Annotated in this window: 16 protein-coding genes and 2 tRNA genes; 5 read left to right on the top strand and 13 right to left on the bottom strand. The window is 34.7% G+C overall.

Going from position 1 to position 15,435, the window contains the following annotated elements; all coding sequences use genetic code 11:
- From IWX83_RS01440 to IWX83_RS01420, 5 genes are all read right to left on the bottom strand, one after another.
- Complete coding sequence (locus tag IWX83_RS01440) at window positions 1-1,113, bottom strand: FecR family protein (RefSeq protein WP_196827152.1); 1,113 nt, start codon at window positions 1,111-1,113, stop codon at window positions 1-3.
- A gap of 162 nt (window positions 1,114-1,275) precedes the next feature.
- The gene (locus IWX83_RS01435; protein ID WP_139259429.1) at window positions 1,276-1,878 is read right to left on the bottom strand and encodes an RNA polymerase sigma-70 factor; all 603 of its coding nucleotides are present in this window, start codon (window positions 1,876-1,878) and stop codon (window positions 1,276-1,278) included.
- Window positions 1,879-2,244: 366 nt separating this feature from the next.
- Entirely contained in the window at window positions 2,245-2,499 is a 255-nt protein-coding gene (locus tag IWX83_RS01430) for a GIY-YIG nuclease family protein (protein ID WP_196827150.1), read from the bottom strand.
- Window positions 2,500-2,557: 58 nt separating this feature from the next.
- Window positions 2,558-2,630: transfer RNA gene (locus tag IWX83_RS01425), tRNA-Met, on the bottom strand.
- 35 nt (window positions 2,631-2,665) lie between these two features.
- Window positions 2,666-2,738: transfer RNA gene (locus IWX83_RS01420), tRNA-Met, on the bottom strand.
- 117 nt (window positions 2,739-2,855) lie between these two features.
- Here IWX83_RS01420 and era point away from each other — a divergent pair.
- Window positions 2,856-3,737, top strand: a complete 882-nt coding sequence (gene era, locus IWX83_RS01415; RefSeq protein WP_066079794.1) for a GTPase Era — start codon at window positions 2,856-2,858, stop codon at window positions 3,735-3,737.
- Between the two features lie 159 nt (window positions 3,738-3,896).
- On the opposite strand, the gene IWX83_RS01410 is transcribed toward era, so the two are convergent.
- Window positions 3,897-4,460 carry a hypothetical protein gene (locus tag IWX83_RS01410; protein WP_196827147.1) on the bottom strand — a complete coding sequence of 188 codons (564 nt, stop codon included), beginning with the start codon at window positions 4,458-4,460 and terminating at the stop codon, window positions 3,897-3,899.
- Between the two features lie 41 nt (window positions 4,461-4,501).
- On the opposite strand from IWX83_RS01410, the gene der reads away from it, so the two are divergent.
- Together der and IWX83_RS01400 are read left to right on the top strand one after the other, a co-directional pair.
- A complete protein-coding gene (gene der / locus IWX83_RS01405) occupies window positions 4,502-5,812 on the top strand; it encodes a ribosome biogenesis GTPase Der (protein ID WP_132066830.1) in 1,311 nt (436 codons plus the stop codon).
- Window positions 5,813-5,892: 80 nt separating this feature from the next.
- The gene (locus tag IWX83_RS01400; protein WP_196827145.1) at window positions 5,893-6,684 is read left to right on the top strand and encodes an SDR family oxidoreductase; all 792 of its coding nucleotides are present in this window, start codon (window positions 5,893-5,895) and stop codon (window positions 6,682-6,684) included.
- Window positions 6,685-6,781: 97 nt separating this feature from the next.
- On the opposite strand, the gene IWX83_RS01395 is transcribed toward IWX83_RS01400, so the two are convergent.
- The 7 genes from IWX83_RS01395 to IWX83_RS01365 form a co-directional block, all read right to left on the bottom strand.
- The gene (locus tag IWX83_RS01395; RefSeq protein ID WP_073352694.1) at window positions 6,782-7,024 is read right to left on the bottom strand and encodes a hypothetical protein; all 243 of its coding nucleotides are present in this window, start codon (window positions 7,022-7,024) and stop codon (window positions 6,782-6,784) included.
- Between the two features lie 105 nt (window positions 7,025-7,129).
- On the bottom strand, window positions 7,130-7,873 hold the full coding sequence (locus IWX83_RS01390; RefSeq protein WP_196827143.1) for a DUF2490 domain-containing protein: 744 nt from the start codon (window positions 7,871-7,873) through the stop codon (window positions 7,130-7,132).
- Window positions 7,874-7,949: 76 nt separating this feature from the next.
- Window positions 7,950-8,762 carry a YgcG family protein gene (locus IWX83_RS01385; protein WP_073352692.1) on the bottom strand — a complete coding sequence of 271 codons (813 nt, stop codon included), beginning with the start codon at window positions 8,760-8,762 and terminating at the stop codon, window positions 7,950-7,952.
- On the bottom strand, window positions 8,762-9,199 hold the full coding sequence (locus tag IWX83_RS01380; RefSeq protein ID WP_073352691.1) for a TPM domain-containing protein: 438 nt from the start codon (window positions 9,197-9,199) through the stop codon (window positions 8,762-8,764). The genes IWX83_RS01385 and IWX83_RS01380 overlap by 1 nt, the downstream gene beginning before the upstream one ends.
- 88 nt (window positions 9,200-9,287) lie before the next feature.
- Entirely contained in the window at window positions 9,288-9,875 is a 588-nt protein-coding gene (locus tag IWX83_RS01375) for a LemA family protein (RefSeq protein ID WP_073352690.1), read from the bottom strand.
- A gap of 65 nt (window positions 9,876-9,940) precedes the next feature.
- On the bottom strand, window positions 9,941-10,273 hold the full coding sequence (locus IWX83_RS01370) for a MerR family transcriptional regulator (protein WP_196827141.1): 333 nt from the start codon (window positions 10,271-10,273) through the stop codon (window positions 9,941-9,943).
- A 99-nt stretch (window positions 10,274-10,372) separates the two neighbouring features.
- The gene (locus IWX83_RS01365) at window positions 10,373-11,350 is read right to left on the bottom strand and encodes a M23 family metallopeptidase (RefSeq protein WP_073352688.1); all 978 of its coding nucleotides are present in this window, start codon (window positions 11,348-11,350) and stop codon (window positions 10,373-10,375) included.
- A 369-nt stretch (window positions 11,351-11,719) separates the two neighbouring features.
- On the opposite strand from IWX83_RS01365, the gene alaS reads away from it, so the two are divergent.
- A complete protein-coding gene (gene alaS / locus IWX83_RS01360) occupies window positions 11,720-14,353 on the top strand; it encodes an alanine--tRNA ligase (protein ID WP_196827139.1) in 2,634 nt (877 codons plus the stop codon).
- Window positions 14,354-14,586: 233 nt separating this feature from the next.
- Window positions 14,587-15,366 carry a hypothetical protein gene (locus IWX83_RS01355; protein WP_196827137.1) on the top strand — a complete coding sequence of 260 codons (780 nt, stop codon included), beginning with the start codon at window positions 14,587-14,589 and terminating at the stop codon, window positions 15,364-15,366.
- The last annotated feature ends 69 nt before the right edge of the window (window positions 15,367-15,435 follow it).

The following is a 15,435-nucleotide window of genomic DNA, read 5'->3' as shown; positions in this document are numbered from 1 at the left end:
TTAATGGGTTATTTTTATAATGCCTTCTTTTTTAGTATATTTAAATGGAGTATCCAGCTTTAACAAATCTAGAATATCTTCCACTTTAGATTCTTTAATTTTAATTGTTCCTGAGAATTTCTGTGCCACTAAATTGCTGTTTGAGTTAACAATCGTGACATCAAATGCTCGTTCTAATCTTTTGCAAATGGATCCAAAAGTAGCGTCTTTCAAAACAAGTTCGCCTTGAACCCAAGCTGTAAATAAATCGACTTCTACTGTTTGAGTTGTAAATTTTTTAGAGGAACCATCCCACGTTGCTAAATGATTTGGTGATAAGATTGAATTATTTTTACGATTAGCATTCTCTGATAATCGCACACTTCCTGCTACTAAAACAGTTTGTATTTGTTTATCATCCGGATAAGCTGTCAGATTAAACTTTGTACCAAGGACTTCGATACTTACCTGATTAGCCTCTACTATAAATGGATGGAGTTGGTCTTTGGTAACATCAAAAAAAGCTTCTCCGGTTAAATACACTTTTCTATTGGTGTTTATTCCAAATTGTTGTGGATATTTCAGTGTACTTCCCGCATTCAAATGAACCGTCGTGCCATCTGAAAGGATTACTTTGAATGTCTGGCCATATGGAACTTTAAGTGTATTGTAAACCATTTTGTCATTCATGGCATGACCGTAATAAACAATGGAATCCTGACTTTGTTTCGCTATTGCTTTGCCTTTCTCATCAATAACGTTTTTCGTTTTATCTTTCGAAATATATTCTAAAGTGCCGTTGCTTAATTCCAAAACAATTTCTTTGGAAGGATTTGATTTTGGAACAAACAACTGTGTGGCTGTTTTTCCCAAACCAATAAATACAAGAACGATAGCTGCATATCGTAAAAACCTGTACCATTTACGGCTACTTTTCTTTTGTTTTTTCTTGTAAAATTCCTGAAGCGCTTTTGCTGGTATTTCATTTGATATTGCTGTGAAAGCCCACGCTTTTTTCAAAGCCATAAACTGCTTTTCGTTCTCTTCAGAAGTTTCAATCCATTTAAAAACAGTAAGAACTTCTTCTTCAGAAGCTTCATTGTCTAAATATTTATAAATCAATTCCAAAATCATATTGTTTTTTATTTAATCAAATACTCTTGTAAGTACCTTTTAGAAAGTGCGACAATCATTATTATTTATAAAAAAATTAAAAAATAGCGCAAGTCGTACTCCAATCGTCTAAGTAAGTACACTTAACAATTGAAATACCCTATGTTAAAATTTAATTATTTTTTAACTATTTAATAAAGTGATAATAATAAAGGAAGGCAAATAGTCTGATAATTGCTCTTTCAAAATTTTTAAAGCTTTTGTCATATGGGCTTCAACCGCTTTTTGGCTTACTCCCATTTCAGTAGCAATTTCTTCGTTTTTTTTATTCTCAAAACGTTTTTTTAGGTAAACTTGTTTTGTTTTTTCAGGAAGTTCAGCAATCACTTTATTTATTAAAACTTCTAATTCTGTTAATTCTAAGGAATCAAAATGCATCGAATTCAAAATTTGAGTATCTAATTCTTTCTCTTTTTGATTCAGTAACTCATTTTTAAATTTATTTTTTACTTCATTATGCCTTAAAAGATTTAAGCAAATCGATTTGGCATACGTGTAGAGAAAGGGTAGAATCCCATTTGCAGTTTCAATTTTGTCCTTGTTGATCCATAATTTCAAAAAAGCTTCTTGGGTTACATTTTTAGCTTCGTCCTTATCGTATAAAAATTGAATACTAAAACCTAAAACACGATTATAGTACTTGTTGAAATAAAAGTTGAAAGCGTCATTGTCCCCTTCCTTAAATGCTTTGAAGTAGTTTAATTCATTATGATTTATTTCTTTCATTAAATAAAAAATGATCGGTTGCTGTAAAAAGCTAAATTAGAAAAATAATTGAACTAATTGTAACTGTTCAGTACCTAATACGTTTATTAATTTGAATCACTCTGGTAAAAGGAGTATTATATAATTACATCAACAGAGGATGTTTTAACAAGGAAGCTGATTTAAAATAAGTGGATTAGTAGACCCATTATTTATTTTGATTGTAGTCGTTAAAAGAATTAATAATCTTTTAGTTAATTTTATACCATGTATTGTGATTGTTCTTTAACAAAAAAAAGTTCCAGATTTCTCTGAAGCTTTCTAGTAGTCCGCCACATCGGAGAGTCGTACCAGTGTCCGCCGCGGCGGATATGCGCTATCTTAAAGCTATATGTCAGCGATTATTTTATAAATAAACGCTCTTCCAACTCCAGTTTTAAGCTGTTTTTCTCTTTGCATAGCATGTGATTTAGAATGATAAAATTCAACATGAATGACAATCCAAGGTCTATATTTTAATGTATGCCCTTTTGTCCCTAGAAAGTTATGGGATTTGAATCGCTCAATTAAGTTGGAAGTATATCCGGTATAGTTTTGCTTATACTTAGAGGAATATAGAATGTAAACTACAAATTTATCCATCAGTTATTTTTGATAAATGTAAATAAAAAAAGCTCCAGATTTCTCTGAAGCTTTCTAGTAGCGGGAACAGGACTCGAACCTGTGACCTTCGGGTTATGAGCCCGACGAGCTGCCTACTGCTCTATCCCGCGATGTGCGTTTTGTAATCTCAATAAGGCTACTCTAGTAGCGGGAACAGGACTCGAACCTGTGACCTTCGGGTTATGAGCCCGACGAGCTGCCTACTGCTCTATCCCGCGTTGTTTCGGGTGCAAATGTACAACGAATTTCCGTATTTCCAATAAAAATTTTTAAAAATGTTTTATTTCATCTATTGACTTGATATGTCTACCTTTGCAAAATAAATTATAATAGAAATGTCACATAAAGCAGGTTTTGTAAACATCATCGGGAATCCAAATGTTGGGAAATCAACACTAATGAATGCCTTTGTTGGAGAAAGATTATCCATAATCACATCAAAAGCACAAACAACACGTCATAGAATTCTAGGAATTGTAAATGGGGAAGATTTTCAATTGATCTTATCTGATACACCGGGAATTATCAAACCAGCCTACGAAATGCAGGCATCGATGATGAATTTTGTAAAGTCGGCTTTTGAAGATGCTGACATCTTAATTTATATGGTAGAAATTGGTGAACAAGATTTGAAAGACGAAGCGTTTTTTAACAAAATCATTTATGCTACAATTCCAGTTCTTCTTTTATTGAATAAAATAGATAATTCTAACCAAGAACAACTCGAAGAGCAAGTGGCTTTCTGGACTGCGAAAGTTCCCAATGCAGAAATTTTTCCAATATCAGCTTTGCAGAATTTTAATGTGCCAGAAGTATTTGGACGAATCATTGAATTGTTACCGGAATCTCCAGCGTATTATCCAAAAGATCAGCTTACGGACAAACCAGAACGTTTCTTTGTGAATGAAACGATTCGTGAAAAAATATTGTTGAATTACAGCAAAGAAATTCCATACGCAGTCGAAATTGTTACTGAAGAGTTTTTTGAAGATGAAAATATCATTAGAATCCGTTCTTTGATTATGGTGGAACGTGAAACTCAAAAAGGAATTATAATAGGGCATAAAGGTGCTGCTTTGAAAAAAGTAGGAATGGAAGCCCGTGTCGATTTAGAGAAGTTTTTTGGAAAACAAATTCATATCGAATTGGTAGTGAAAGTAAATAAAAATTGGCGAAGTAACGTTAATATGTTGAAACGTTTTGGTTATAACCAGTAATTTTTTCTGGTCCTTTTTTTTAAAAATCAATATTGGAATTCAATTTTCGATATTGATTTTTTTTTAGCCCAGATAGCAGCGGCATCCTTTTATGCAGTCCCGAAACTTCGGGACTGCATAAAAGATATAGCGGAGAGCTGGAATTGCTCCAAATAAAAACTAAGATGCTATAATCTCCAAAAATAAATTTTCCAAATCATTCATTTGGTAGTGACCGTTACTTCGGATTTGTTTGGCTACGAAATAGAGCAAAAACCAGGCGAAAACCATTAATCCCATAACGATCAGATCGAATGTTACGGGATTTTTCAGGATATAATCAGAATAAGCAATCCCCGAAAAAATCAAAAATATTCCCGCTATAACAAAATGGAAGAACATAAAAAGTGTCCATAAGGTTGGGTCAGGTCCAAATAGTGCTCTGATATGCGTTTCGTTTTGGTCTTTTGATTCCATTTCTATATGTAAATGAGGCGACCAATACGCTTTTTTAGGTCCTTTTATGTTTAACCAAATGTGATAACCACGAATTTTAACGAAGTAATCTTTGGACTTGATTTGGGTGTAATTTGCAAATTTAACGCGCAAAGCGTCTATGTTTTGCGGAACATCTTTGTAAAATCGTAAGCGAAGTCTGAGTTCATTATTAGTGTCCATAGCAGTAAACTTGTAAGTGTTAAAAGGATAAGGTCTTACTAATATATTAAAAATATTGATATTCATGGTTTTAAACACTACCTTTGCAAAATATTTGAATTTATATTATGAATAACATTGTTGCGATAGTAGGAAGACCTAATGTAGGGAAATCAACCCTTTTTAATAGGCTGATACAAAGAAGAGAAGCTATTGTAGATTCAGTATCGGGGGTGACCCGTGATAGAAACTATGGTAAAAGCGAGTGGAACGGAAAAGAGTTTTCTGTAATTGATACCGGCGGATACGTACGTGGTTCTGATGATGTTTTTGAAGCAGAAATCCGTAAACAAGTAGAATTGGCTATTGATGAAGCTGACGTTATCATTTTTGTAGTTGATGTAGAAGAGGGGATTACTCCAATGGATGATGCCGTTGCGAGATTGTTGCGAAAAGTGACGAAACCAGTTTTACTTGCTGTAAATAAGGTGGATAATGCGATGCGTGAGAAAGATGCAATTGAGTTTTACAACCTTGGTTTAGGAGAATATTACACGTTTGCCAGTATTTCTGGAAGTGGAACAGGCGATTTATTGGATGCATTGATTGATGCTTTTCCTATAAAACCAGAACCAACTCAAGAAGAAGTGGTATTGCCTCGTTTTGCAGTGGTTGGTCGTCCTAATGCTGGAAAATCAAGTTTTATCAACGCTTTAATTGGTAAAGAGCGTTACATTGTTACTGATATTGCGGGAACAACCCGTGATTCAATTGATACAAAATTTGACCGTTTTGGTTTCGAATTCAACTTAGTGGACACTGCGGGAATCCGTCGTAAAGCAAAAGTGAAAGAAGATTTAGAGTTTTACTCAGTAATGCGTTCCGTTCGTGCAATTGAGCATGCTGATATTTGTATTTTGATTATTGATGCCACACGTGGATTTGAAGGCCAGGATCAAAGTATTTTTTGGTTGGCTGAGAAAAACCGTAAAGGAGTTGTAATCTTAGTAAACAAATGGGATTTAGTCGAAAAAGAAACGATGTCAACCCGTGATTATGAAGAAAAAATTAGAGAAGAATTAATGCCGTTTACGGATGTGCCTATTCTTTTTGTTTCTGCTTTAACCAAACAACGTTTGTTGAAAGCATTAGAAGCAACGGTAAAAGTTTTTGAAAACAGACAACAACGCATTGCAACTTCAAAATTCAATGAGTTTATGTTGAAAGTGATTGAAGCGTATCCGCCGCCAGCAACAAAAGGGAAATATGTAAAAATTAAATATTGCATGCAGTTGCCAACACCAACACCACAATTTGTGTTTTTTGCCAATATGCCGCAATATGTAAAAGAACCGTACAAACGTTATCTGGAAAATAAAATTAGAGAAAACTGGGACTTTTCAGGAGTGCCAATCGATATTTATATTAGAGAGAAATAGTCTTTATTTCCATAATTATACTAGAAAGTTTATTGAGTTTGTAAAAGCTCGGTAAACTTTTTTTATTTTTAGGAAAAAATATGAATGCAATAAATGGCAAAATAGTTTGGATTACAGGCGCTTCAAGCGGAATAGGAGAGGCTCTTGCCTATGAATTAGCAACTAAAAATTGCAAACTAATTCTTTCGGCTCGAAATAGAGATGCTTTAGAAACTGTGAAATCGAAGTGTTCAAACACAGAAGTTATGATTTTGCCTTTTGATCTGGTTGATTTTGACAACGCCAAAAATCATGTAGAAAAAGCTATTGCTGCCTTTGGAAAAATTGATATTCTAGTGAATAACGGTGGAGTAAGCCAACGCTCACTGATTGTAGAAACTGATTTTGAGGTGGATAAAAAACTCATTGAAGTAGATTATCTTGGCACGGTTGCGCTAACAAAAGCTTTGTTGCCTCATTTTATCAAAAATAAGAAAGGACATTTTGTTACTGTAACGAGTTTGATGGGGAAATTTGGTTCGCCATATCGTTCTGGCTATTGTGGCGCAAAACATGCTTTACATGGTTTTTTTGATGTTTTGAGAATGGAACATCAACGGGACAATATAAATGTCACCTTAATTTGTCCGGGATTTATTCAAACGGATGTGGACAAAAATGCACTTACTGCTGATGGATCGAAACAAAATATAGATGATGAAGCTACTCAAAATGGAATGCCAACAAGTATGTTTGCCAAAAAATTTGTGAAAGCAGTTGAATCGAATGCTTTTGAAGTTTACATTGGTGGCAAAGAAACTAGGGGCGTTTATTTGAAACGATTTTTTCCAAAATGGCGGCATCATTTTGTTTTAAAAAGCAAAGTAAGATAAATTTCAGTAGTAACTAATCAAAATTTAAATCAGAAATTCATAAGAATAGAAAATCCCGATTGCTCGGGATTTTTTGAGTTAAAATGGATTCGAATGATTAGCTTTCTTCTTTTTCTTCTTCCAAAGTCTCCATTGGATGATCTCCATACCAATCTTTAAAAGTTTTTGTAGTTGTATAATCATCAGTAAGGACGGTATAAACCATTAATAATATTAACGGTATACCTACGCAATAAAGGGTCATTATTACTGGTAAAGCAACGTTAGTTTGACACATACCGGCAAATACAAAAACATAAATGGTGGTAAACCACACGAGTTTAATTGCAAAATTTTTCATGGCTATATCTTTTTATTAAAGTTACACCATGAATTGTAAATATTAAGTTAACGTATTGGTAATCAATGTTTAAAATGTTTATTAGTTACTAATTACAAATGCTCTTTATACTTTTTTTGAGCTTTTAATTTTATGAAAAATACTGATTCGGATAATATCTCTGTTGAAATAATCGGTTCCATTAGCTCGTCGTTGAAAACTGTTTAGGTAGCCGAGTTCAAATGCGACATTGCTATTGAGTCCATAATGTATGGCAGCATAAATTCTATTTTGATCAAATGTATTTTTAATTATATTTTTTCCAAAATTGAACATTATTTCATCGGATAGTACAGCTTTTAACAGCTGCTTTTCTTTTTTCCAAAAAGTGTATTCTGTTTGAAAGCGGTACCTGAAGCGCCATGAAAATAGGGTTCCTGGCAGTAGCATTTCCTTGTTTGCCTTGTGAATGAATCGCTCCTCTAACTGAAAACGCTGGTTAATCCCAAATTTCCCAAAAGTTTCTTTCCACGTAAGATCCTGTTGTCCTCGATATTCCGGTGTAGTGTAATCAGGATTAATTTCAGGGATTTGTGTATCGACTGAGAAGTAGGCAAAGCCAGCGCCTGTCTCTAAATGCGCATTGATTTTATAGCGACCTTGAACTCGGATGACAAATAAATTTTCTTGTGTTGGTTTTAGAAAAAGTCGGTTGTCAAATTCAGAATGCAAAGACCATTTTTCGCTTAGCAATAATTGATTGTAATAACGCGTCCAAAGAATGCTTTGATGATCTATCTTTTTCTCTGATTGAGCAATTGCTATTCCATTTGTCAAAAGAATCAATGGGAGCAAATAATATAACTTCATTTTTTTAATTTTCACCAAATATAAAAAAAATACCCTATCGTTTTGATAGGGTATTAATATTTTTAAAATCAAATTGTTACCAGCCTCCGCTAGATCCGCCACCAGAGAAACCTCCGCCACCAAATCCACCGCCGAAACCGCCTCCACCAAATCCACCACCAGAGGAACCGCCACCAAATCCACCGCCACCGCTGTTTCTTCCAAGGCTGCTGAGTATAATAACATCCAATAAACTAGGTCCAATGCCACCGCCTCTGTTTCCAGAATTACCGCCGCCGCCTTTGTTTCTTGAAATAAGTACCAGTATAATGATGACAATAACAATTAAGGGTAAAATGGGGAATCCTGTATCTTTGGTTTTTTTAACTCGTTCTCCTTTGTATTTTCCCTTGAAAACATCAATAAGTGCGTCTGTTCCTTTGTCTAATCCGTTGTAAAAACTTCCGGCTTTAAATTCAGGAATAATAATATTCCGAATTATTTCTCCACCTATTCCAGCAGTTAGTCGATCTTCTAATCCATAACCGGGATTGATTGCTATTTTTTTTTCGGCTTTAGCCAATAAAACAATAACACCATTATCGTCTTTCTCCGTACCGCCAATTCCCCACGTTTGTCCCCATTTGGTTGCCAGTTGACTGACATCTTCGTTTTGAAGGCTTTCAATCGTAATGACGACAATCTGAGTTGTGGTAGAATCAGAATATTTAATCAGTTTTTCTTCTAATTGTGCTTTTTCTGTTGCGCTGAGCACATTCGCATAATCATAAACTGAAGTTTGAAGAGTTGGTTTTTCAGGAATGGTAAATTGCGCAAAGCCAATTTGTGTGAATAATAAACAGACAAAAAGCTTTAGTGCAATTAGAGTACTCTTTTTTTGTAATAGCATTATCCTTTAGATATTTCGTTTGATAATTCGTTTGTGTCGCCTTCTAGCCAAGGAAAATAGTGTTGTAATTGTTCCCCTGCTCTGGCAATTCCATCAATAAGACCTTGCTTGAAATCACCTTTTTTGAACTCCGCTACCATAATATCTCGGGTGCAATTCCAAAAATCATTTGGTACAACATCATTAATTCCTTTATCTCCGCAAATTACAAAATGATGATCTTCAACTGCTAGGTAAATCAAGACACCATTTTGCAACTCGGTTTCATCCATTTTCAATTCATGAAAAACTTCCAAAGCGCGATCATACGCATCCATGGAAGTTGTTTTCTCTATATGAACTCTAATCTCGCCAGAAGTGTTCTTTTCAGCCATACGAATAGCTTCAACAATTTCTTGTTCATCTTCTTTGGTTAAAAAATCTTCTACTTTTGACATGGGATAAATTTTTGAATGATGATTAGCGATTTTTGACTGTAGAATGTCCTACAATCAAAAATCATTAATCGAAAATCTGAAATCGTTTTTAGAATTTTACTTCAACTGGTTTATCTGCACCTTCAACTGCATTAAAGTATGCTTTCTCTTTGAATCCGAATAATCCAGCAAATAAGCTGTTTGGGAACGTTTTGATATGTGAGTTATATGGTTTTACCGCTTCGTTGAAACGCGTTCTAGCCGTTAGAATTTGATTTTCTGTACTGGCCAATTCGTCTTGTAATTTCAAGAAGTTTTGGTTGGCTTTCAATTCTGGATACGCTTCAACAGTTACTAATAATCGAGACAATGAACTGCTCACGCCACTTTGTGCTTTGTTGAATTCAGCTAATTGTTCAGGAGTAATATTTGCAGGATCAATTTTTACAGAAGTAGCTTTAGAACGCGCTTCGATAACTGCTGTCAAGGTGCTTTTTTCAAAATCAGCGGCACCTTTTACGGTATTTACTAAATTCCCAATAAGGTCATTTCTTCTTTGATACGCCGTTTGAACATCACCCCAAGATTGTTCTACATTTTGGTTTAACGTCACAGCAGTATTGTTAATTCCTTTAACCCAGCTGTAAATTACAAAAATTACAACCGCTCCGATAATCCAAGGCAAAAATCTTCTCATGTTTATTTATTTTAGTGTTTAGTATTTAATTATTTAAAATTTTAATAGGGATGTAGTCGTGCTGACTACAATTCGTTTTTAATAGTTGTTAATTGTGTGCGTATTGTTTCTAATTTTCGAATAATATCAAACTTATCTAAGGTTTTCTTTTGTCCTTCTTTCAAATGGGTTTTGGCACCTTCCAGTGTAAAACCTCTTTCTTTGACTAAGTGATAGATCAATTGTAAATTAGTAATATCTTCTGGGGTAAACATTCGATTGCCTTTAGCATTCTTTTTTGGTTTCAGAATATCAAATTCATTGTCCCAAAAACGAATCAGCGAGGCATTAACATCAAATGCTTTGGCTACTTCGCCAATGCTGTAATATCTTTTGTCTTTAGATAATTCAATATGCATATCTGTTTTTTATTTTTTTGTCCAGCTGAATTGTCACTGAACACTATTTTTTATCTTTTATTTGAACACTGCAAACCGAACACTGAATACTATTTTGCATTAGTCTAATGATTGATTCTCCTGGTTTGCCAGTTGCGCGATGACAACATATTCCACTGCCGAAATATTTCCGTAATAAAAATTAAGAGGATTCACTACTTTTTTATCCTTGTGAACTTCATAATGCAAATGCGGAGCTTCTGATCTTCCTGTGCTTCCCACATAACCAATAACATCACCTCGTTTTACGCGTTGTCCTGCTCTGGTATTGTATTTACTCAAATGGGCGTACAACGTTTCGTATCCAAATCCATGCCGAATAACAATATGATTTCCGTATCCTGAAGCCGTATTGTCTGCTTGTGCAACTACTCCGTCACCAGTGGCATAAATAGGCGTTCCACTTTTTGCCGTAAAATCCATGCCTTCATGCATTTTTCTTGCTTTAGTAAAAGGATCCGTGCGGTATCCAAAACCAGAAGCCATTTGTTTTAAATTTTCATTTTGTACTGGCTGAATGGCAGGGATGGCTGACAAAAAATCACTTTTAGCTTCTGCCAATTTCAAAATAACGTCTAATGATTTGGACTGAATCGCTAATTCTTTAGTCAAAACATCCATTCTTTTTGTGGTATTCATAACCAACTGCGAATTGTTATACCCTTCCAGCACTTTATACCTATTTTTCCCCTGAAATCCTGCCTCGCGAACTGAATCTGGAATGGCCGCTTTATTAAAATAGACCCGATACAAATTGTTGTCTCGATCTTCAATAGCTTCAAGAACACCATTTATCTGATCCATTTTTTTGTTCAGTAGCGCGTAATTCAGTCTCAAGTTTTCAATTTCACGGGCTTGCAAACGGTCTTTTGGTGTTTCAAAATAAGGAGTGTTCAATAAAATAATAAAACTTAAAAAACCAAACAACGCCGCTGCCAATAAAAACAAGATAACAACACCAAATTTTGTTCTTTTTTGTGTTTTTATTTTTCTATAGGCTAGATTTTCGGAATCGTAATAATATTTTACTTTCGACATATTTTAAAATACCCTATTTTTGCACACTGTAAAAGGTTAGACGAACAAATTTAAGAAATGTTTCATTTGTTACATCCTTTTTTCAGGAATAAATAAAATAATGTGCCTATTCCAGCTATTCGTTGCAAGTTCTCGTCTTGAAATTTTTTTTTCTATTGAGTCAGCAGGAGCTTCCTCCGGTCGCTCTGACAACCCAAGAAAAAATAAATTTCAAAACTTCAAAGCTTTCCACTGCAAACACTAAGTGTTCAGTGAACTCCGTTGAAAATAAGAGCATGTGAGATAATCTGAGGCAAAAAAAGAATAGTAAAAAGATATAGTTTCGGGATTAATTAACTTTAAACCTTAAACTTTAAACTAAAATTAAAAATGACATCACAAGACGTACGCAAGCAATTTCTGGAATTTTTCGCATCAAAAGGACACTTAATCGTTCCATCGGCTCCCATTGTTCTTAAGGATGATCCAACCTTGATGTTCAACAATTCAGGAATGGCTCAGTTCAAAGAATATTTTCTAGGGAACGGAACGCCAAAAAGCAACAGAATAGCCGATACGCAAAAATGTCTTCGTGTTTCAGGAAAACATAACGATCTAGAAGATGTAGGTTTTGATACCTACCACCACACGATGTTTGAAATGTTGGGGAACTGGTCATTTGGTGATTATTTCAAGAAAGAAGCCATCAATTGGGCGTGGGAACTTTTGACGGAAGTCTATAAAATCCCAAAAGAAAACTTATACGTTTCTGTATTTGAAGGAAATCCCGCTGAAAATGTACCTTTCGATCAAGAAGCTTGGGATATTTGGGCAGCATTAATTGACGAAGACCGAATCATTCTTGGAAACAAGAAAGACAATTTCTGGGAAATGGGAGATCAAGGTCCGTGTGGTCCATGTTCCGAAATTCACGTTGATATTCGTTCTGCAGAAGAGAAAGCGTTAGTTTCAGGAAAGAGTTTGGTAAACAATGACCATCCGCAAGTAGTGGAAATCTGGAACAATGTATTCATGGAATTCAACCGTAAAGCAGATGGTTCTTTGGAAAAATTACCTGCGAAACACGTTGATACCGGAATGGGATTTGAGCGTTTGTGTATGGCGTTGCAAGGAAAAACTTCCAATTATGACACGGATGTTTTTACGCCACTTATTGAAAAAGTAGAGCAAATTACAGGATTCAAATATGTAGACAATGCTGTCACTCCGAGCGCAGTCGAGGAGAAAACGAATATTGCTATCCGTGTTGTGGTTGATCACGTTCGTGCTGTTGCTTTCGCTATTGCCGACGGACAATTGCCGTCAAACACAGGTGCTGGTTATGTAATTCGTAGAATTTTGCGTCGTGCGATTCGTTACGGATTTACGTTCTTGAATACCAAGGAACCTTTCATAAATCAATTGGTTAGCGTTTTAGCGAATCAAATGGGGGAATTTTTTCCAGAAATCAAATTGCAACAACAATTGGTTACGAATGTTATTCGGGAAGAAGAAGCTTCTTTCTTGAGAACATTAGACCAAGGATTGCAATTGTTAGATAAAGTTATTGAAGAGGAGAAAGGAACAATAATAGCAGGTGCAAAAGCATTCGAATTATACGATACTTTTGGATTTCCAATTGACTTAACAGCATTAATTCTGAGAGAAAAAGGATTCGAACTAGACGAAGCTGGTTTTAACGCTGCAATGCAAGAACAAAAAAAACGTTCCCGCGCCGCATCAGAAGTTTCTACCGAAGACTGGTCTGTGTTGATTCCTGGAAATGTAGAAACATTTGTAGGCTACGATCAATCAGAAAGTGACGTAAAAATCACGCGTATCCGTAAAGTCGATAGTAAAAAAGACGGTGTTTTATACCAGATCGTTTTAGATAACACACCATTTTATCCTGAAGGTGGTGGTCAAGTAGGTGATAAAGGAATGTTGGTTTCAGCAAATGAAACGATTGAAATCATCGACACGAAAAAAGAAAACAACCTGATTTTGCATTTTGCAAAACAATTACCAGAGAATGTTAACGCTGGTTTTGTGGCTACAGTGAATTCCGATTTGAGGAATTTGTCTTCCAGAAATCACTCTGCTACGCATTTGATGCACCAAGCCTTGAGAAGTATTTTGGGAACTCACGTAGAACAAAAAGGGTCTTTAGTAAATCCAAACTATTTGCGTTTTGACTTTTCGCATTTTGCTAAAATGACGGAAACCGAATTGCAACAAGTCGAAGATTTTGTAAACGCAAGAATTCAAGAGCAATTGCCACTTATTGAAAGAAGAAATATTCCTTTTGCGCAAGCAGTTCAAGAAGGAGCAATGGCGTTGTTTGGAGAGAAATATGGTGATGAAGTTCGTGCGATTAAATTTGGCGAAAGCATGGAATTATGTGGAGGAATCCACGTTAAAAATACAGCTGAAATTTGGCATTTCAAAATCGTTTCTGAAGGCGCAGTTGCTGCAGGAATTCGTCGTATTGAAGCCATTACAAGTGATGCCGTAAAAGCACATTTTGCTTCGTATGAAAACACATTAAATGAAGTAAAATCAGCCTTAAAAAATCCTCAGGATATTTTGAAAGCCGTTCATTCAATGCAAGAAGAAAATGCAAAATTAGCCAAGCAAATAGAGGCTTTGGTAAAAGACAAAGTCAAAAATTTGAAAGCGAGTTTAATTACTGAAATTCAGGAAATAAATGGCATTCAATTTTTGGCAAAACAAGTCGATTTGAACGCGGAAGGAGCAAAAGATTTGGCGTATGAAATAGGGAATTTAGGGAATAATGTGTTTTTAGTTTTGGCTACAGCCGACGAAGAAAAACCAATGTTAACCTGTTATGTTTCTAAAGAATTAGTGGCGGAGAAAAATCTGAATGCTGGTCAAGTAGTACGTGAATTGGGTAAATTTATACAAGGTGGCGGTGGTGGACAACCATTTTTTGCAACAGCAGGTGGTAAGAATGTAGCTGGAATTCAACAAGCTTTAGAGAAAGCGATAGACTTTGTAAAGTAGAACCCTGTTTGTTTTTTTATAAAGGAAAACCTTTTAGAACATAAGTTCTAAAAGGTTTTTTTGTTTAAATGAACGAATTTTAGAATCTTTATTGGGTATTGGAATTCGATTCAGAAGTAGTAGTTCAACCGAAATATGTGGATTGTAACGATGAATTTTGAAGTAGAATTTTTATTTGGTTACGTTTGCGAACTTTTGTGCCAAAATTAAAGGGAAAAAGCGATTGATTTATTATGAAAAATAAAATACTGCTACATTTATTCTTGTCGTTTTTGGTGTTGACAATTTATTCGTGTTCAAATGATAATGACGACAGTATGAAATTGCTAAAGAAGGTCGTTGAGACTTCAGAAGGCGGTACTGCAGAAACAACCCTTTATACTTATAAAGGTAATCAAATAGTTAGCATGGACGGTGCCAATAAGCGTACCGATTTCACCTATACGGAGGATTTGATTACAAAAAGGGTAACACAAAACAAAACAAATCAGCTTCTGGAGACTATTAATTACAGTTACTTTGAAGGGAAATTAGTTGAAGTTATATCTTTGGGTAAGTATAGAATTAAATACGTTCACGATGCAGATAAAACGGTTTCTTACGAAAAATTTTCGATTGCTTCTGGGAATCAGCAAGTAAAAGAATTTCACGGAAAATTGTATTTTGAAAATGAAAATTTCATCAAAGACGAAAGAATTTTAGATAATACTGCATCAGGGACTTTGATAGAATATACTGTAAGTTTTGATTATGATGCAAAGTATAATCCGTTATATAATATTGTGGGTTACAAAAAACTGTTAGATTATAATGAAGAAATCTCTTCGAATAATAGTTTGATAAGTACTGTAATTACAAGTGTTTCTAAAGACGACCAAATAACATCATCGGCTAATTTTTATACTAATTCTTTTAAATACGATTTAGATAATTACCCAATAGAACAGGTTTCAGAAAATAGTGTTGCTACTAATGGAAATGGAGGATATTTAAAAACAGAATACTACTATTAATAAAAATATTTATTTTTATAATAAGCCTTTCAAAGTTTTAAACTCTGAAAGGGTTTTTTAATTTTAGCT

The organism is Flavobacterium sp. CG_9.1, from assembly GCF_015751645.1.
GTDB lineage: Bacteria > Bacteroidota > Bacteroidia > Flavobacteriales > Flavobacteriaceae > Flavobacterium > Flavobacterium xanthum.
The sequence above is the reverse complement of the archived record's forward strand: the minus strand, read 5'-3'. Positions and strand labels throughout refer to the sequence as shown.

Bases quoted from the DNA above. Each gene is read 5' to 3' on its own strand.
- der (WP_132066830.1), top strand. From the start codon at position 4,502: ATGAATAACATTGTTGCGATAGTAGGAAGACCTAATGTAGGGAAATCA.
- alaS (WP_196827139.1), top strand. From the start codon at position 11,720: ATGACATCACAAGACGTACGCAAGCAATTTCTGGAATTTTTCGCATCA.
- IWX83_RS01385 (WP_073352692.1), bottom strand. From the start codon at position 8,762: ATGCTATTACAAAAAAAGAGTACTCTAATTGCACTAAAGCTTTTTGTC.
- IWX83_RS01395 (WP_073352694.1), bottom strand. From the start codon at position 7,024: ATGAAAAATTTTGCAATTAAACTCGTGTGGTTTACCACCATTTATGTT.
- IWX83_RS01440 (WP_196827152.1), bottom strand. From the start codon at position 1,113: ATGATTTTGGAATTGATTTATAAATATTTAGACAATGAAGCTTCTGAA.
- IWX83_RS01430 (WP_196827150.1), bottom strand. From the start codon at position 2,499: ATGGATAAATTTGTAGTTTACATTCTATATTCCTCTAAGTATAAGCAA.
- IWX83_RS01410 (WP_196827147.1), bottom strand. From the start codon at position 4,460: ATGAATATCAATATTTTTAATATATTAGTAAGACCTTATCCTTTTAAC.
- IWX83_RS01370 (WP_196827141.1), bottom strand. From the start codon at position 10,273: ATGCATATTGAATTATCTAAAGACAAAAGATATTACAGCATTGGCGAA.
- IWX83_RS01375 (WP_073352690.1), bottom strand. From the start codon at position 9,875: ATGAGAAGATTTTTGCCTTGGATTATCGGAGCGGTTGTAATTTTTGTA.
- IWX83_RS01400 (WP_196827145.1), top strand. From the start codon at position 5,893: ATGAATGCAATAAATGGCAAAATAGTTTGGATTACAGGCGCTTCAAGC.
- IWX83_RS01435 (WP_139259429.1), bottom strand. From the start codon at position 1,878: ATGAAAGAAATAAATCATAATGAATTAAACTACTTCAAAGCATTTAAG.
- IWX83_RS01355 (WP_196827137.1), top strand. From the start codon at position 14,587: ATGAAAAATAAAATACTGCTACATTTATTCTTGTCGTTTTTGGTGTTG.
- era (WP_066079794.1), top strand. From the start codon at position 2,856: ATGTCACATAAAGCAGGTTTTGTAAACATCATCGGGAATCCAAATGTT.
- IWX83_RS01380 (WP_073352691.1), bottom strand. From the start codon at position 9,199: ATGTCAAAAGTAGAAGATTTTTTAACCAAAGAAGATGAACAAGAAATT.
- IWX83_RS01365 (WP_073352688.1), bottom strand. From the start codon at position 11,350: ATGTCGAAAGTAAAATATTATTACGATTCCGAAAATCTAGCCTATAGA.
- IWX83_RS01390 (WP_196827143.1), bottom strand. From the start codon at position 7,873: ATGAAGTTATATTATTTGCTCCCATTGATTCTTTTGACAAATGGAATA.